This window comes from Vibrio sp. D404a (genome assembly GCF_030248535.1).
Lineage (GTDB): Bacteria > Pseudomonadota > Gammaproteobacteria > Enterobacterales > Vibrionaceae > Vibrio.
Genome location: NZ_JAHGAJ010000003.1, coordinates 15,139 through 29,054 on the forward strand (window position 1 = coordinate 15,139; position 13,916 = coordinate 29,054).

Sequence of the window (13,916 nt, forward strand, 5' to 3'; positions counted from 1 at the left end):
TCAATCAAGGTGAGGAACGTATATGAATAAAGAGATACTGGTGTTTAAGCAAGTAGGTGAAATCACACTAGATTGTGACCTTTACCAGCCTAAAAAACTTGGCAATGGAAAAGTAATCATGTGGCTGCATGGAGGTGGTTTGATGGCGGGAAGTAAAAATCATATTCCGTCTTACCAACTCCAAGCCTATCTGGATGCCGGCTTTTCAGTCGCTGCTTTTGACTATCGCTTAGCTCCCGAAACTAAGTTAACTGAAATCCTTAAGGATGTTAGCGATGCGTATGAGTGGCTGAGCAAAAAATTTAAAGATATCGCTGTCGTCGGGCATTCAGCAGGTGGTTACCTATCACTTTACTTAAGTACCAAGTACTCATCGATTAAAGCCGTTGTTTCTTTTTATGGTTACGGCAGTTTGATAGATACGTGGACGCATACACCAAGTGCGCACTACTTAGAGCAAGATTTGATTTCCCGTGAAGACGCAATAACAGCGGTTGGTCACAGAGAACTAGGCGATGCAGACGGGCAGTTTCAACGCTTCAAATTTTATGCACATACTCGCCAAACTGGCGGTTGGGCTGAAGCGGTAACAGGGAAAGCACCGAATGAATCGGCTCTCGAATTTGTTCAATGTTCACCTATATTCAGCCTTCACTCGTCAATGCCAACAACACTCCTATTTCACGCGAAGGATGATTGGGATGTGCCATATGAACAATCTCATGCTTTTTACCTAAAGTCGAAAGCACTAGGAAATGATTGCCAGCTTGAGCCTCTTGAAGAGGGTGGTCACATGTTCGATATGCCTGTTGACGGTGAACCATCGGAGCGTGCGGCTTCTTCCATCGAGCAGACAGTCGCGTTCCTTAAACAACAGTTCTAATCCATCAAATAGATATAAGTAATGATGACACCATGAATAAAATTAATAATAAAAACAATGTGATAACTTGGTTTGAAATCCCAGTAAATGACCTAGACCGAGCGCAAAAGTTTTATGAGCAAATTCTTTCTATCGAGATGATTCGCCGAAAAGATGGAATAAATGATGCCGCTTTTTTCCCTTTTAATCCAAATGTTGCCCAAGCAAACTCAAATAGGGTGACAGGCGTTCTCGCTAAATCACAAAACTTGCAACCATCTGGGCAAGGTACTGTTGTTTACATCAACGCTAACCCTGATATTCAAACGGTGCTAGATAAGGTAGAAGCCACAGGGGGAAAGATTATTGTTTCTAGAAGAAAAATCGAAACTGGTAACGACAAAGTTGAAGCTGGCTTTGTTGCCGTGATTGTAGATAGCGAAGGGAATCGAGTAGGCCTTTCTGCTGCGTTTTAAAGAGGGTTATTAGCCTAATGCTTGTTAGTGTGGGGAGGATAAAGCATCATAAATGGATGCAATGTAAAAAGCCTCGACGATAAGGTCAAGGCTTTGAAGATCGTTACAGGGCAACCATAAACGAATTATCGAGTGGAAGGCGAATGTCCTTACCCATCATCTCGTATACGTTGAATTGGACTGTGTTCCAATTGTCACCAAAGTTGTATTCAAACACAGTTTCGCCTGTTTCAAGGCTTTGCGTGATTGTCCATTCAGTCGCATAGCTTGAAACGCCTTGGCCATTTCCAAAGTCTTTGTAAGGCGCTTCAGCTGGGACACGGAAAGGAACAGTTGAAAGCTTCATCATCGCATTACGATCACTGGTCGGTGCGTGCAGTTTACTTACGAAGTAGCTTGCGTGAACGAAGCGACTTGGAGAATTACCGTTGCCAATTGAGCCATAGTCAGTATCACGCGTTGCATTTTCCCAAGTGTGTTTCACTTTATTGCGCGTCTCTAGCTGCTGTTTTAATGAAGGGTCATTTGTCATTACCATCGCGTCTTCACCACGATAAGTATTGAGTCCATCTTCATCCATCTCGATAACCAAGCGATCACCGCTTTTGTCTGTTACTGACCAGTGCAGCTTCATTTCTACAGGCATGCCATCCATCATGATTGACCCGTATTTTAGAGTCGGTAGTGCTTCAACCACCTCTTCTACCGAAGCGTAGTTCGCCAATAAGTACTCAGCCAGAGTAAACTGAGTTAGGTCAGAGTCGCTTTCGACTTTATCCATGGTCATATCTGGGTAGAACAGTGTGTCGACGCGCATCCCCTCGCTGTTGACGCCGTCTGCGACCAATTCACCGTAGGCCAGCACTGCAACCATGTCATATTTTACTGTGTAAGTATCACCTAGGCCGTTGCCTTGCATCGAGCGGATGTCGCCCTTATTGATATTTCCTAGAACAGGTTTGGTCGATTCCATCCAATCCATTGTTCTTGAGGTGTAAGTACCTAAATCAGTATTCCAAGCGACAGAGGTACACGCGTTTGCAAGTCCGGTTGTCAGTGAACCAGCAAGTAGAGCAATTGTAATAGCTTTTAGTTTCATGTTTATCTCCAAATTGATTAGGGAACAAGATGGAGTTTATGGTGGATCTGAGTATTCAATAACTCTCAAATGACGGATTGAATCCTGCATTTGAAAACGTATGGATACATAATTATTAGGTAGAACGCTGAAGTGGCAATAGTTTTTCATTTCCTTCTCATGAACGGATGAATTAACATTAGTGCATTGATTTTTAAAGGATTAATTATTCATGGTGATATTCCTTAATGGTACGTCGAGTTCAGGCAAAACGACACTGAGTCATGCTCTTCAGAATGCATTGGCAGATGTCTATATGCATGTCTCAGTGGATACCTACTTGTCTCAGATCGCACCGTGCGATTTGAATAACCCGAGTTTGATGGAGGAGAGGTTCCCCAAAATTGTCGCAGGTTTTCATGAATCTGCCGCAGCGATCGCGCGCGCGGGCAACAATGTAATTGTGGATTATGTATTACAGCAGCCAGAGTGGTTGAGTGATTGTATTAGAGCATTTTCTGGCTTGCCGGTGGTGTTTGTTGGTGTGCACTGCCCACTCGAAACCTTGGAAGAGCGAGAGGCGACAAGAGGTGATCGTAAAATTGGTGCAGCACGTTTTCAGTTGAGCCGGGTGCATCAACATGGGCTCTATGACCTTGAGTTAGACACGTCCCGTTTAAGCACTGAAGCCTGTGTTGAGAAAATTCAATGGTATTTAACATCAGGCGCACAACCCAGTGCATTTGATCGACTTAGCGACGATTTGTCTTTTCCACGATGAAGTCAATGAGCAGTCGGACTTGTGATGGCAGATATGCTCGAGATGAATAATAAAGCCAGATAGGAATCGACTCCCCCCAACAATGTTCTAATACCGGAATGATATTACCCTGCTTAAGTTCTTCTTCGAACATCCAGTTTCCCAAGCAAGTGATTCCAGCACCTAAAATCGTGGCTTCTTTAGCGGCAGAAAAGTTATTCACAACCAGGTTGCCTTTTGGCTCATGAAGTAGGGCATGCTCATTGAGTCTCAAGCGCCATTTGTGCATTTTCCCGGTCGTGATTGAGCGCACAGGTATGCATTTGTGACTCTTCAAGTCGTCTAGAGAACTAGGGGTACCAAATTTCTGGATGTAATCTCTTGAAGCATAAAGCCCAATTTCTGTATGTAAAATAGGTCTTCCAACTAAGCGAGAATCTTCATTGATCGCAGCTCCAACACCAAGGTCAAACCCTTCTTCTACTAGGCTTACATTCTTATCATCGAAGCTTAAGTCGCAAACCACATCAGGGTAAAGGTTCATAAAGTCAATGATGATAGGCAGGATGATGTCTTGGCCGATCGAACTTGCAGGCAGGTTAACTTTGATCTTACCTGATATGTGGGAAGGGTCATCTGTGAGTTGGCTAATGACGTTTTGAATCGAGCTTACCGAGGGAGATAGGCTGGCGTATAGTTGTTCTCCTGCAGGAGTCAGGCTTAAAGAGTGAGAAGAGCGCAGAAAAAGTTTGGTCTGCCATTCTTGCTCTAATTTACCAATGGCTTTACTGACTGCAGGTGCTGATATGCCGAGCTCTCGAGCTGCTTTAGCAAAGCTTCCAAGTTTGGCGACTTGAATGAAAACCGGCAGCTGTGTAGGAATCGATTTCATTAACTTTTGGTTATTTATAAAGTAATTAATGTCAGGCTACAGGTTATGACAAACCTCGTCAATAATGGACCTAGTTATGCAACGGAGTCCGCTTAAACTTTCTCATAGCGGGCTCTCTAATTCATCAGTTATTGATAGGGCTCGTCATCGCTATGTTAAAACAACTTACCACACTTATTTTTAGTTTTCTGATCGCAGTATCAGCCGCTCACGCCAACAATGATCTCAATTCACTTAGCACGACATACGATGCAAAAGCACGTTATGAGATGAGCGAAAATGATGTTAAAAGTTTTGTTTATCAGTGGTTTGCTGCATTTGACCATCAGCGAGAGTCTGGTTACTTCGTTAATCGCATCGCACAGCCAGTTAACATGCAATACCCGGGAACGCCTATCAATTCTGTAGAAGCATTCTTAGCTTGGTATCAAGGTGTGACAGATAGCATCATTTGGAATAGCCATGACATCGTTAGCATGGATGTGCAAGGCGACCAGGTATCTGGTTGGACGGTTTCTTATGACGTTCGTTGGCAAGCAACATCAAAAACTAAAGAGAAGTTCGACATGATGGTTCATCAAGAGCTTGAAGTTATCCGTGTTGGCGACGCTTTAAAACTGGCTAAGTTAGAAGCGACAGTCGTCGAGTAAGGAGATTACTATGAAAAAGTTCGCGGTTCTATTTTCTGTATTTGCCGTTTCGATCGGAGCAGCATTTCAAGTGTTCTGTGCTGATACGATTCATCTTGCTGCTTACCATGGTGATGAAGCTAAAGTGATTGAGTTGTTGGAAACCAACCCAGATCCTGATGCGCGAGATTCTTACGGCGGCACAGCACTGCACGCAGCCATGTTCCAAGATAACACTCGAATCGTTGAGCTTCTGATTGATGCTGGATTTGATGTGAATGCCGTTGGTCCAAGAAACGGCTACACACCTCTGCACGATGCAGTATGGGGGAACAACCTTCCAGCATTGAAAATCTTAGTGGCGAATGGCGGTGATATTACGATTGAAGGTTTGGATGGTAATACGCCACTTGAGAAGGCCATCGACGAGAATAAATCCGATATCGTTGCTTATTTAAAAAGTATTGAGAAGTAGGTTGGTGATGATAATGGAACCATTAAACCCATAGAAATGCATTAATGCGCTCAAACTCTTTTAAAGCTATGGCATCAGCCGCTATTTCAACGGCGGCTGACTCCAAAGCATGCCACTCAATATCTTCTGCTTCATAAGGTTTAATTTCACCATCCCAGCCAGCAACGATAAAATAGTGTATGAGCTGCAGTTCTTGCGTGGGGTGGTAGAGCGAGCATAAATACTGGAAGTTGGTCGGCGTTACATCGAGCTCCTCTTTCACTTCTCTCATCAAGGCTTGAACTTGGGTCTCACCATCTTCGATATGGCCACCGGGAATAGTGATTAAGCCCGGATCGGTCTCTTTGTCCTTACTTCGTTTTTCTAACAGTATTTTGTCTCCATCTAACATAATAAAAGAGACGCATTCGTGGGTTCTCAAAGTCACAATTCCTTCTGGGTGTTTGTTTTAATCTTACGTGCGCGTTCTGCGCTTGGCTTCTTTTTGATATGAAGATTCGGAGTACAGCCAAATTCCCCAAAACGCAAAGAACATACCGACCGTATAGAAGATGTAGTTAGGCGCATTTTCAGAGAGGAACTGACTAATACTGTGAGCGTCTGAAGATGGGTAAAACAGAGCCACATTCAAGGCGGAATATACGAAGCCTGCTGTCAAAGTCGACTGTAACAACCACTTTAAGCATCCCTTCTTTCGTAACTTTCCCCAACTATCAAATTTTTTACTGTTCATTTTGAGTTCCTTTGATGGTTATTACTTCTAATATGCAAACCAAGGTGAGTTTAAATGTCATGTATATTGAATCGGTTTCAAACAGTATCTATGTGTCTAGGGAAAACAGAGCACTTTCAACTTTCGACCATTGTTCCATAAATGGGATAAAGTCGCTTTGAGGGATGAACGCTAAAGCCGCGATATTGTTTTTCAAGAACACCTCTTCTAGCGCCCAAACATGATGATCAGCATAAACGGCCCAAGCCATTGCACCATCATTAAGGTCGTATTGAGATAGTTGTTTGACAGACAGGTAACCCTTTAGAAAGGTCAATGATCTATCTGGCTCCATATTGAACATGTACATACAGGCTCTAGCTATCTCATAACTTGGAGGCATGTTTTGTACAAGGTCCCAATCAATGACATCGCTGACAGCACCGTTGGAGTCAAAAAATACGTTGAAGTGATGAAAGTCGCCGTGAATCAACTGCCTACTAGTTGATGGTGTATATGAATGAATAGCTTTTGAACTTTCCAGATAACGGCTCTGCTGCTTAACTCGCTTTAACATTAAGCCGTTCGCATCTAGTTTACTATCCGCTTTAATCGCAGTAGCTATTTCTCGCAGTCTATCTATCCAAGCATGCTTATCCCACGACAGTTCAATTGTTGGAAAGTCGTTCCCAGAAATAGAAGCGAGCTCTATATGTAAATTGGCAAGCGTTTTTCCTAACTGGTGAGCATGTAATTCTGATAACTCGCTCTTCTCAACTAACCGACCTTGAGCTTCTGGAAACAACGCGTAGATGTCACCATCGAACTGACTAAAAGTATCTCCGTCACGAGTTAAAACTGGTGCAATGATAACCTTCAGGTTATTAGTGAGCCTATCAAGTAGTTTATGCTCACGCGTTATTTGTTCAATATTGCGAGTTCGATACTTTCTGAGGTAAAAGGTCTGTGATGAGTGGACACGAAAGACAGTATTGGTCGCACCTATTGATAGTGGCTCGAGACTTGTGTTCTCGTCAATTTGGCTCCAATTTTCACGAACCTTTTGAATGAAATCAGTCATAGCTCAATCCATCACGGTTAACACCTTAGCTAAAACCTTTATCATGATTGTTCCTTCATCGTGTTGTTGCTATTAGGTTTGGTTGTATGAACCAAGATAGTACGAAGCTCTGCTATCGTATTCTGGCTAAATACCTTGATGCCATTCCGCTCTAACAACGTAGCGGTGACTCCTGAACCATCGATTTTGGTTCCGCTAAACGTACCATCGTAAATATTAGAGCTGCCACAGGATGGGCTACCTTCAGCTAACACCGCATACTTGATTTGCTGCTTTTGACATAGCTTTAAGGCGTTCTCAGCACCAGCTACAAATAGAGCGGTAACATCGATGTTATCGTCGCCGACAACGCTCGCCAAACCGTCTAGTACATCGATGCCTTTTCCTGCAATGATTTCAGCTGGTGGTCTGGGAGTCGGAAGTCCCGCTGATACTTCTGGGCAAAAAATCACAAGCTCTAGGTTTGATTTAAGCCATTCAAAATCAGCTTCAGGTATGGACAAACAACTAGCGTTGTAACGAACTTTATTCCCCATTAGACACGAACTGACTAAAACTTTTTTCACCTAGGACTCCGTTGTGTTTGATAGCAATTAACGTCGCTTCAAGTGTAAATTACATCACCATTTTACCTGAAATATAAAGGAGTAGCTTACTAACTCATTCAAATTAAGCCTCTATTAGTATTTTAAAAGAGCAACGTGTATCCATTGAGCTTGCTCATTGCTCATCAAGCCACAACGAGTACGTTACGGATTTACCAACGATCCAAAGCTTGGTTGTGTAGAGAGAGTTTCGAGAGTAATAACATCGAGTACTTCAGAGAAAGGGGAGCGCTGCATAAAATCTGCAATGTTATTGTTTTCAACCTCGTTAAAGATGGCGCTATGACGAAACTGAACGTAATCCAATGCGACGTGAAGGTATAAATTGGCGAGATTAGGTTGCAGGTAGGAATCGATACCTGGGGGATTTAACTGCTGGTTTAACCTTTTTAAGGCCAATGTTACGCCCTTTTCACCACGTGCAATTAACTCGTTCGACTCGTCGGTATAGCGCTTTAATGCAGCACTTCTAAACGCAATCTCCATCAGTGTTTTTGCAAAACCTAGCTGGCTGACCTGATCAACGTTTAGATAGTCGATAGGGATTAGATCTTCAGGCTGGCTGACTTCGATTAGATGTTGGCAAATACATAGGCTCTCGGAAAGGGTGATACCCTCTTTGGTGACTAATGTTGGGATCAAACAAAACGGGTTTGCGTCTATCAGCTCTGCAGGAGATGCCCAAGGGTCGACCCATTCGAGGGATAAAGAGGAGCTTTTCGTAAGGAGAGCGGTCGCGACTACAGCGCGCGAAAATGGGGATGTATCATTGAGATAGAGTTTCATCATTAATCCTTTAATGGCGATTTTCGATTGGGGATGGTGATTCAACTTGAGCCCGTGTAGATGTGAACGAGATACAAAGCGCAGCAATGATTAGTGCTAATGTCGACACTAAAAACAGCTGAGCGTAGGTTGCGCCTTGGCTCAAAAGATAGGCCATTAGGAAACCTACAACACCTTGTGACAGTGCAAAAGAGAGTGTCATTAACCCCCAAGCCTTAGTGTGCAGCTCATAGCCAACACACTCCAATGTATAAGTTGAAACAAGCATTACAGTGACTGGCGTAAACATTCCGACCAAAATTGACGACACAAGCAGGGCACTAGGGTGGATGCTGATTAACGGAAGTCCAACGCCAATTGCCTTGAACAAAAAAGCGATACACAGGGTGAATTTTATTCCTTGTTTGTCTGCGAACATGCCGATCAGCATAGGGCCGACAGCGGCTCCCACGCCAAACGCAGCCCAGAAAAATCCTCCCGCACCAAAGGGCATACCTATATCTCTTACGATGTAGTCGACCCAAAACAAGGTATGGGGGAGATAGCCAATGGCATCGAACGTGTAAGCGATAAAAACGAACAACACGCAATGGCGCTGAGATGTGCTTAATTGAGAGAAAGACGCCTTGATGTAGCTTGCGCTTGAAGGAGAGGGAACTGTTTCCCAAGCATTCCAACTTAATAGTGTCGCTATGAAGGTAATGAACCCCATACCGAGCCAAGTCGACGTGACACTGGCGCTAATCAGTATTGGAATCAAAGTGCCTGACAACATGGCGCCAATCCCAAGGCCAGAAAATACCACGCTACTGGTTCGACTTTTGGTTTGTGGCGAGACTTTTCTCAGGATCATTGGTGGCGCGAGAATCATCAATAGCGCACCCATTGTGCCCGCCAAGGTTCTCCATATGTAAAACCAAGTAATAGGGGCTTGTTCAAAAGCACAAGCGAAGTAGCTCATAGTACTGATGACCATCGCTGTTCGCACAAGGTGACCTGAACTAAAAAACCGGAGTAGGTAGCTCGCTAACGGTGCACCTAGAAGGTAACCAATAAGAGTGGAAACACCTAAGTAGGCGGCTTGGTCTTGATTGAACCATCCATGCTGTATTAATGCCGGCATTAAAGCGATATACGCGAATCGACCGATACCGACGCCGACCAAAGTGGCCGCCAGCCCAGCTAGGCTATTGCGATTTATGAAATGGGCATTGTCCGTCATTCTGGCTCGATACTTTGATGCATGGGATTAGATTGTGACAGTAACCCTAACACAGTGCATTTGGGCTTTAGTGGCAGTAGCGTGACGGATAGTTGGCCAGCGGCAGCTACTTTTTAGATAAGAGCGTTTGATTGTTAGTTTAATTTAGCTTTCGAGATGGGAAAGCTAAATTAAGCTGGTGTTTTAATCGGCGATTGAGTAGTGATTAATGCTATTAGACTAAAGTCTAAGGAATGAGTGCGCTCACCTGAGAGATGGCGTTCGGAGCGCACGTTTTTCTGTGGTCTAGAAAACCCCATTTGAGTTTGCGATGTCTCCGCCACTGATAAGCGAATACAGTCTCATCGAAAAATCCAATGCTTGGATTGAATCCCAGTGCTCAACAATTCTTCCATCTTCCAAGCGCCACTTATCAATAATGTTCATTCCTTTCTCGTCGTTCCCTCTGTCTTCTGCGTTTAATGTCGCGTGAGAGTGGAAAATAACGTAGTCACCATCAACGTAGATGTGTTTTACGTCATAGGTATAGTCTGGGTACTCCTCAACGAACTCTTGTAGAAAGCCAACAAGGCCCGTAATTTTGTCTGGAAGATTTCGGTTGTGTTGAATGTATGAGCTGTCGTTGTAATGAGTTAGAACATAATCAAAATCATGATTGTTCATTATGTTCTGAACAAAGTCGGTAATGATCCTCGCATTGTTGAGCTCTTGCTCAGACCAATTGGATTTTTGTAGTGAAGGTAGGTCGATAATGATTTTATCTGAAGCCTGTGCGTAAGCAGCCGTGCTTGCCAATAAAAGGATAAATGAGGTCAGTGCTTTTAACATGGTTCACTCCGTTGTTTTTTTGTTTCTAGGTATACATTGATAACTATAGTAATTAATAGTAACCTATTGTACAAGAACGCACCGAAACATGCCCTAGGCACATTTTGGTAACTTATAGAGACAAATTCACCTTACTAGAGTGGAGTAAATGATGGCGAAGCCAAAGTCAGACAGACGGACTTTTCATAACAATGAAGACTGCCCAATTCGAAACGTGGTCGCACATATCGGTGACAAATGGTCGTTGTTGATTTTGTTTGCGCTGGTAGACGGGGAAGACCGCTTCAATTCCCTTAAATCACGAATCGAAGGTATTTCGCAACGAATGCTGACCCAAACACTGAGGGATCTAGAGCGTGACGGTTATGTCAATCGTACCGTTTATCCGGAAGTGCCGGTTAAAGTTGAGTATTGTTTGACGGAGATGGGGAGAGAGATCGTCAAGCCATTATATCAATTGGTGTCTTGGGCGGGGGACAATCAAGATAGTATTGAAAGAGCGCGCAGTGAATACGATGCGAAGAACGGATAACTTTCAGAAAATTGAATTTTAGACATCAAAAAGGCCACTAGTGAGTGGCCTTTGACATTTACGCGCTGACACATTTACACGCGTGACAAATCATAGCCTGCAGCAAGGAGGAGGCCACGCTCGCGTTTGATGAGTTGAGCTCTGTCTTCGATAAGCTCATGCAGTGCTTGTTGTGGTTTAGAAGCGATCGTTTTGTATTGCTCAAAAGTCGTAGCTGCACCAATAGCTTCAAACATCTGACTAATAACATTTCGTGCTTCACACGGGTTAGTTTCTGTCTTGAAATACTCGACACCTTGAGCGGCTTCGCGCATTTCAACAAGCAGCTCAGTCGGGCTGCTTTCTTTCGCTACCGCTAGGTAATTGTCCAGTACTCGCTTAGCAAAAAGGAGCTCGGTTAATGGGATGTCGCGACCGCTTTCGATCAATGCTTGGTCTAAAATTTGTGATGAGCTCATCGTCTGTCCTTGGTTCGTTTTTACAATTTCTAAAGGCAGCCTAAATTATCAAGAGAACAAAATAAATACCCTTTTGATTAATCTTCATTTGATCAGCAAAATCGTGATGGGAAATGTCACAAATTGAGCCATTTTCGCGAGCAAATCTAATGTATATAAGGCGCTTAATCCTCCTTATGCTCACACCTTCATAAAAATCCACGTTTTGAGCTATTCTTTAATTTGAATACAAGGATCTGTATGTTGGAGAAGATGGAAATCTCATTGCCTAGTGACTTTTTTGAGTCGATTTTAAATTCACTGCTTGAACAGATTGCGATTATCGACGCAACTGGAAGCATCGTGTTTGTAAATCAAAGCTGGAAGGATTTTGGTACCGAAAATGACGGTGATAATGAGATTGAATGGCGAGGTATCAATTACTTAGATTGCTGCGGTGAAGAAACACCACGAGAAGGCGAACAAACCGTTAAACAAGGTATTCAAAGAGTGATCTCCGGAGAAACGATGAGTTTTACTTATGAGTACCCTTGTCATAGTCCAAACACTCAGCGCTGGTTTTTGATGAGAGTGACGCCACTCACTGAAAGTACCCTCCCTTTTTATGTCATCACTCATCAAAATATTACGGATAGGAAAAATGCCGAAATCTTGGTCGCTCAGGCATCAGAGCAAGACCCATTGACCGGTATTGCAAACCGAAGAAAGTTTGAAGCGTTCGCCAATGAACACTGGATGACTTATGTGAGAGAGCGTACCCCAGTCTCGATCATTATGATAGACATCGACTTTTTCAAAAAGATCAACGATAGCTGCGGCCACGCTTTCGGTGACGAATGCCTAGTTAGAGTCACAAATATTTTATCTCAAGCTTGTCGTAGAACGACAGACCTCTGTGCGAGATACGGAGGTGAAGAGTTCGTTGTCTTTTTAGGTAATACGCCGCTTTCAGGTGCTAGGAAGGTAGCAGAGTGGATTATATTTAACTTACGCAACATGAAGATATTTGAATGCGTTGACATTGATATGCCATACCTAAGTGTGAGTATCGGTATTACAACGAGCACACCAGACTGCAATACACATTTGAACGATCTGGTTCAAGAAGCGGATAACTGCCTTTATGAGGCAAAACGTAACGGCAGAGATAGAATCGAATACAGCTCAAACGTAATCTCAGAGTCGAGCCAATCGTTAAAAAGTCGAGGTAGACAGCGCAGGTAGCGTTTTAAATTGATTCCCCCGGAGCTAAAGATACTTCACTCCCATTACAGTTTTCGCACTGTTTAATTCAAACAAGCTTGAATCACTACAACAGGTAGATATCTGTTGTGTCCACCTAAAGCGTTGACCTGTGACTCAACACCGTTGCTCGCTTTCTAGGCGGTATTGTTCAATCGTGTTATATCATCTAACAACTTGATATTGATATAAAATAGAGTCGCTAGTACAAATATAGCGATTAGTTTTAACCAATTCGATAGAAAGAATGAAGGAACTCCCAATGCATTACGATGTATTCAATGGAGACGCAGACGGCATCATTGCGCTGTTACAACTGCGTTTGAGTGAACCAAAAGAAAGCGTCCTTATCACTGGCGTTAAGCGTGATATTAAGTTGCTCTCTCAAGTTGTCGCTCAAAAGGACGCTTCTTCTGTCACGGTATTGGATGTGTCGATGGAGAAAAATCAAGATGCATTGCACGCACTACTGGAAGCAAAAGTTGATGTGTTCTATTGCGACCATCATCGTACGGGTGAAATGCCAAATTCTGACAACCTAGATGCGCTAGTGGATACTGCGCCAGAGTGCTGTACTAGCTTGTTGATCAATCAAAAGCTTAATGGTGAACATGTGGCTTGGGCGATTGCGGCGGCCTTTGGTGACAACTTGAAAACTGTTGCGACTCAGCTCGCACTAGAGAATGGTTTGGATGAGTCACAAATTGCGTTCTTGGAAGAGTTGGGCACCTTAGTCAACTATAACGGATATGGGGCATCACTGAGTGATTTGCACTTCACTCCCGTAGAGCTTTACCAAACACTCTATCAATACCCAAATCCGTTTGATCTGTTGAGTGACGAAGAATCGGTGTTCTACCGTTTACGAGCCGCTTATCAAAGTGATTATCAACAGGTGTCGAGCCTCGCTCCAACTTACGAGAGCAATTCGGCGCGCGTTTATGAATTGCCGAGTGAAACTTGGGCAAGACGCATTAGCGGGGTATTTGGGAACGAGATTGTTAATCAAGACCCGAACCGTGCTCAGGCTGTACTAACAAAAAATGAAGCTGATAAATCTTACATGGTGAGCTTACGTGCACCCTTGTCGAATAGAACTGGGGCCGATGAGGTGTGTTCTAGCTTTCCTACAGGGGGCGGGCGTAAAGCCGCTGCGGGCATCAACGTTTTGCCAGAAACAGATAAGCAGCGGTTTATTCAAGTGTTAACGGATTACTATTCGAACTAGCAAGGAAAGCAACGAGTATATATCTTGTTCGTTCTTTGCTATATGGAAGA

At 43.5% G+C, this 13,916-nt stretch carries 18 protein-coding genes; 8 read left to right on the top strand and 10 right to left on the bottom strand.

Going from position 1 to position 13,916, the window contains the following annotated elements:
* The first annotated feature begins 22 nt into the window (after positions 1-22).
* Complete coding sequence (locus tag KI655_RS01440) at positions 23-883, top strand: alpha/beta hydrolase (RefSeq protein WP_285401013.1); 861 nt, start codon at positions 23-25, stop codon at positions 881-883.
* A 32-nt stretch (positions 884-915) separates the two neighbouring features.
* Positions 916-1,338 (top strand): VOC family protein, encoded by a 423-nt coding sequence (locus tag KI655_RS01445; protein WP_285401015.1) that lies wholly within the window; start codon positions 916-918, stop codon positions 1,336-1,338.
* A 103-nt stretch (positions 1,339-1,441) separates the two neighbouring features.
* Here KI655_RS01445 and KI655_RS01450 read toward each other — a convergent pair whose 3' ends face one another.
* The gene (locus tag KI655_RS01450; RefSeq protein WP_285401017.1) at positions 1,442-2,437 is read right to left on the bottom strand and encodes a linear amide C-N hydrolase; all 996 of its coding nucleotides are present in this window, start codon (positions 2,435-2,437) and stop codon (positions 1,442-1,444) included.
* Between the two features lie 211 nt (positions 2,438-2,648).
* Here KI655_RS01450 and KI655_RS01455 point away from each other — a divergent pair, with 211 nt between their 5' ends.
* Positions 2,649-3,197 carry a chloramphenicol phosphotransferase CPT family protein gene (locus KI655_RS01455; RefSeq protein WP_285401019.1) on the top strand — a complete coding sequence of 183 codons (549 nt, stop codon included), beginning with the start codon at positions 2,649-2,651 and terminating at the stop codon, positions 3,195-3,197.
* Here KI655_RS01455 and KI655_RS01460 read toward each other — a convergent pair.
* The gene (locus KI655_RS01460) at positions 3,169-4,068 is read right to left on the bottom strand and encodes a LysR family transcriptional regulator (RefSeq protein WP_285401021.1); all 900 of its coding nucleotides are present in this window, start codon (positions 4,066-4,068) and stop codon (positions 3,169-3,171) included. The two genes, KI655_RS01455 and KI655_RS01460, sit on opposite strands and share 29 nt — an antisense overlap.
* Before the next feature lie 152 nt (positions 4,069-4,220).
* Between KI655_RS01460 and KI655_RS01465 the strand changes: the two genes are divergently transcribed.
* Together KI655_RS01465 and KI655_RS01470 are read left to right on the top strand one after the other, a co-directional pair.
* Positions 4,221-4,718: a hypothetical protein gene (locus tag KI655_RS01465; RefSeq protein ID WP_285401023.1), complete on the top strand. Its 498-nt coding sequence runs from the start codon at positions 4,221-4,223 to the stop codon at positions 4,716-4,718.
* 10 nt (positions 4,719-4,728) lie between these two features.
* On the top strand, positions 4,729-5,172 hold the full coding sequence (locus KI655_RS01470; protein ID WP_285401025.1) for an ankyrin repeat domain-containing protein: 444 nt from the start codon (positions 4,729-4,731) through the stop codon (positions 5,170-5,172).
* Positions 5,173-5,194: 22 nt separating this feature from the next.
* Here the strand turns inward: KI655_RS01470 and KI655_RS01475 are convergent, their stop codons facing one another.
* The 7 genes from KI655_RS01475 to KI655_RS01505 all read right to left on the bottom strand — a co-directional run bounded on the left by KI655_RS01475 (position 5,195) and on the right by KI655_RS01505 (position 10,406).
* A complete protein-coding gene (locus tag KI655_RS01475; RefSeq protein WP_285401027.1) occupies positions 5,195-5,593 on the bottom strand; it encodes an NUDIX hydrolase in 399 nt (132 codons plus the stop codon).
* Positions 5,594-5,626: 33 nt separating this feature from the next.
* Positions 5,627-5,905, bottom strand: coding sequence for a hypothetical protein (locus tag KI655_RS01480; protein ID WP_285401029.1), 279 nt, complete (start codon positions 5,903-5,905; stop codon positions 5,627-5,629).
* Between the two features lie 88 nt (positions 5,906-5,993).
* Positions 5,994-6,965: a phosphotransferase enzyme family protein gene (locus KI655_RS01485; protein ID WP_285401031.1), complete on the bottom strand. Its 972-nt coding sequence runs from the start codon at positions 6,963-6,965 to the stop codon at positions 5,994-5,996.
* Between the two features lie 41 nt (positions 6,966-7,006).
* Positions 7,007-7,531: a DUF523 domain-containing protein gene (locus KI655_RS01490; protein WP_285401033.1), complete on the bottom strand. Its 525-nt coding sequence runs from the start codon at positions 7,529-7,531 to the stop codon at positions 7,007-7,009.
* Between the two features lie 183 nt (positions 7,532-7,714).
* Positions 7,715-8,356: a glutathione S-transferase N-terminal domain-containing protein gene (locus tag KI655_RS01495; protein ID WP_285401035.1), complete on the bottom strand. Its 642-nt coding sequence runs from the start codon at positions 8,354-8,356 to the stop codon at positions 7,715-7,717.
* 10 nt (positions 8,357-8,366) lie between these two features.
* On the bottom strand, positions 8,367-9,578 hold the full coding sequence (locus KI655_RS01500; protein ID WP_285401037.1) for a YbfB/YjiJ family MFS transporter: 1,212 nt from the start codon (positions 9,576-9,578) through the stop codon (positions 8,367-8,369).
* 285 nt (positions 9,579-9,863) lie between these two features.
* Complete coding sequence (locus tag KI655_RS01505; protein WP_285401039.1) at positions 9,864-10,406, bottom strand: nuclear transport factor 2 family protein; 543 nt, start codon at positions 10,404-10,406, stop codon at positions 9,864-9,866.
* A 148-nt stretch (positions 10,407-10,554) separates the two neighbouring features.
* On the opposite strand from KI655_RS01505, the gene KI655_RS01510 reads away from it, so the two are divergent.
* The gene (locus KI655_RS01510) at positions 10,555-10,938 is read left to right on the top strand and encodes a helix-turn-helix domain-containing protein (protein WP_285401041.1); all 384 of its coding nucleotides are present in this window, start codon (positions 10,555-10,557) and stop codon (positions 10,936-10,938) included.
* 74 nt (positions 10,939-11,012) lie between these two features.
* Here KI655_RS01510 and KI655_RS01515 read toward each other — a convergent pair whose 3' ends face one another.
* Positions 11,013-11,396, bottom strand: coding sequence for a hypothetical protein (locus tag KI655_RS01515; RefSeq protein WP_285401043.1), 384 nt, complete (start codon positions 11,394-11,396; stop codon positions 11,013-11,015).
* Between the two features lie 240 nt (positions 11,397-11,636).
* On the opposite strand from KI655_RS01515, the gene KI655_RS01520 reads away from it, so the two are divergent.
* Together KI655_RS01520 and KI655_RS01525 are read left to right on the top strand one after the other, a co-directional pair.
* The gene (locus KI655_RS01520) at positions 11,637-12,620 is read left to right on the top strand and encodes a diguanylate cyclase (RefSeq protein ID WP_285401045.1); all 984 of its coding nucleotides are present in this window, start codon (positions 11,637-11,639) and stop codon (positions 12,618-12,620) included.
* Positions 12,621-12,900: 280 nt separating this feature from the next.
* Positions 12,901-13,866: a DHH family phosphoesterase gene (locus KI655_RS01525; RefSeq protein WP_285401047.1), complete on the top strand. Its 966-nt coding sequence runs from the start codon at positions 12,901-12,903 to the stop codon at positions 13,864-13,866.
* Positions 13,867-13,916 lie beyond the last annotated feature (50 nt).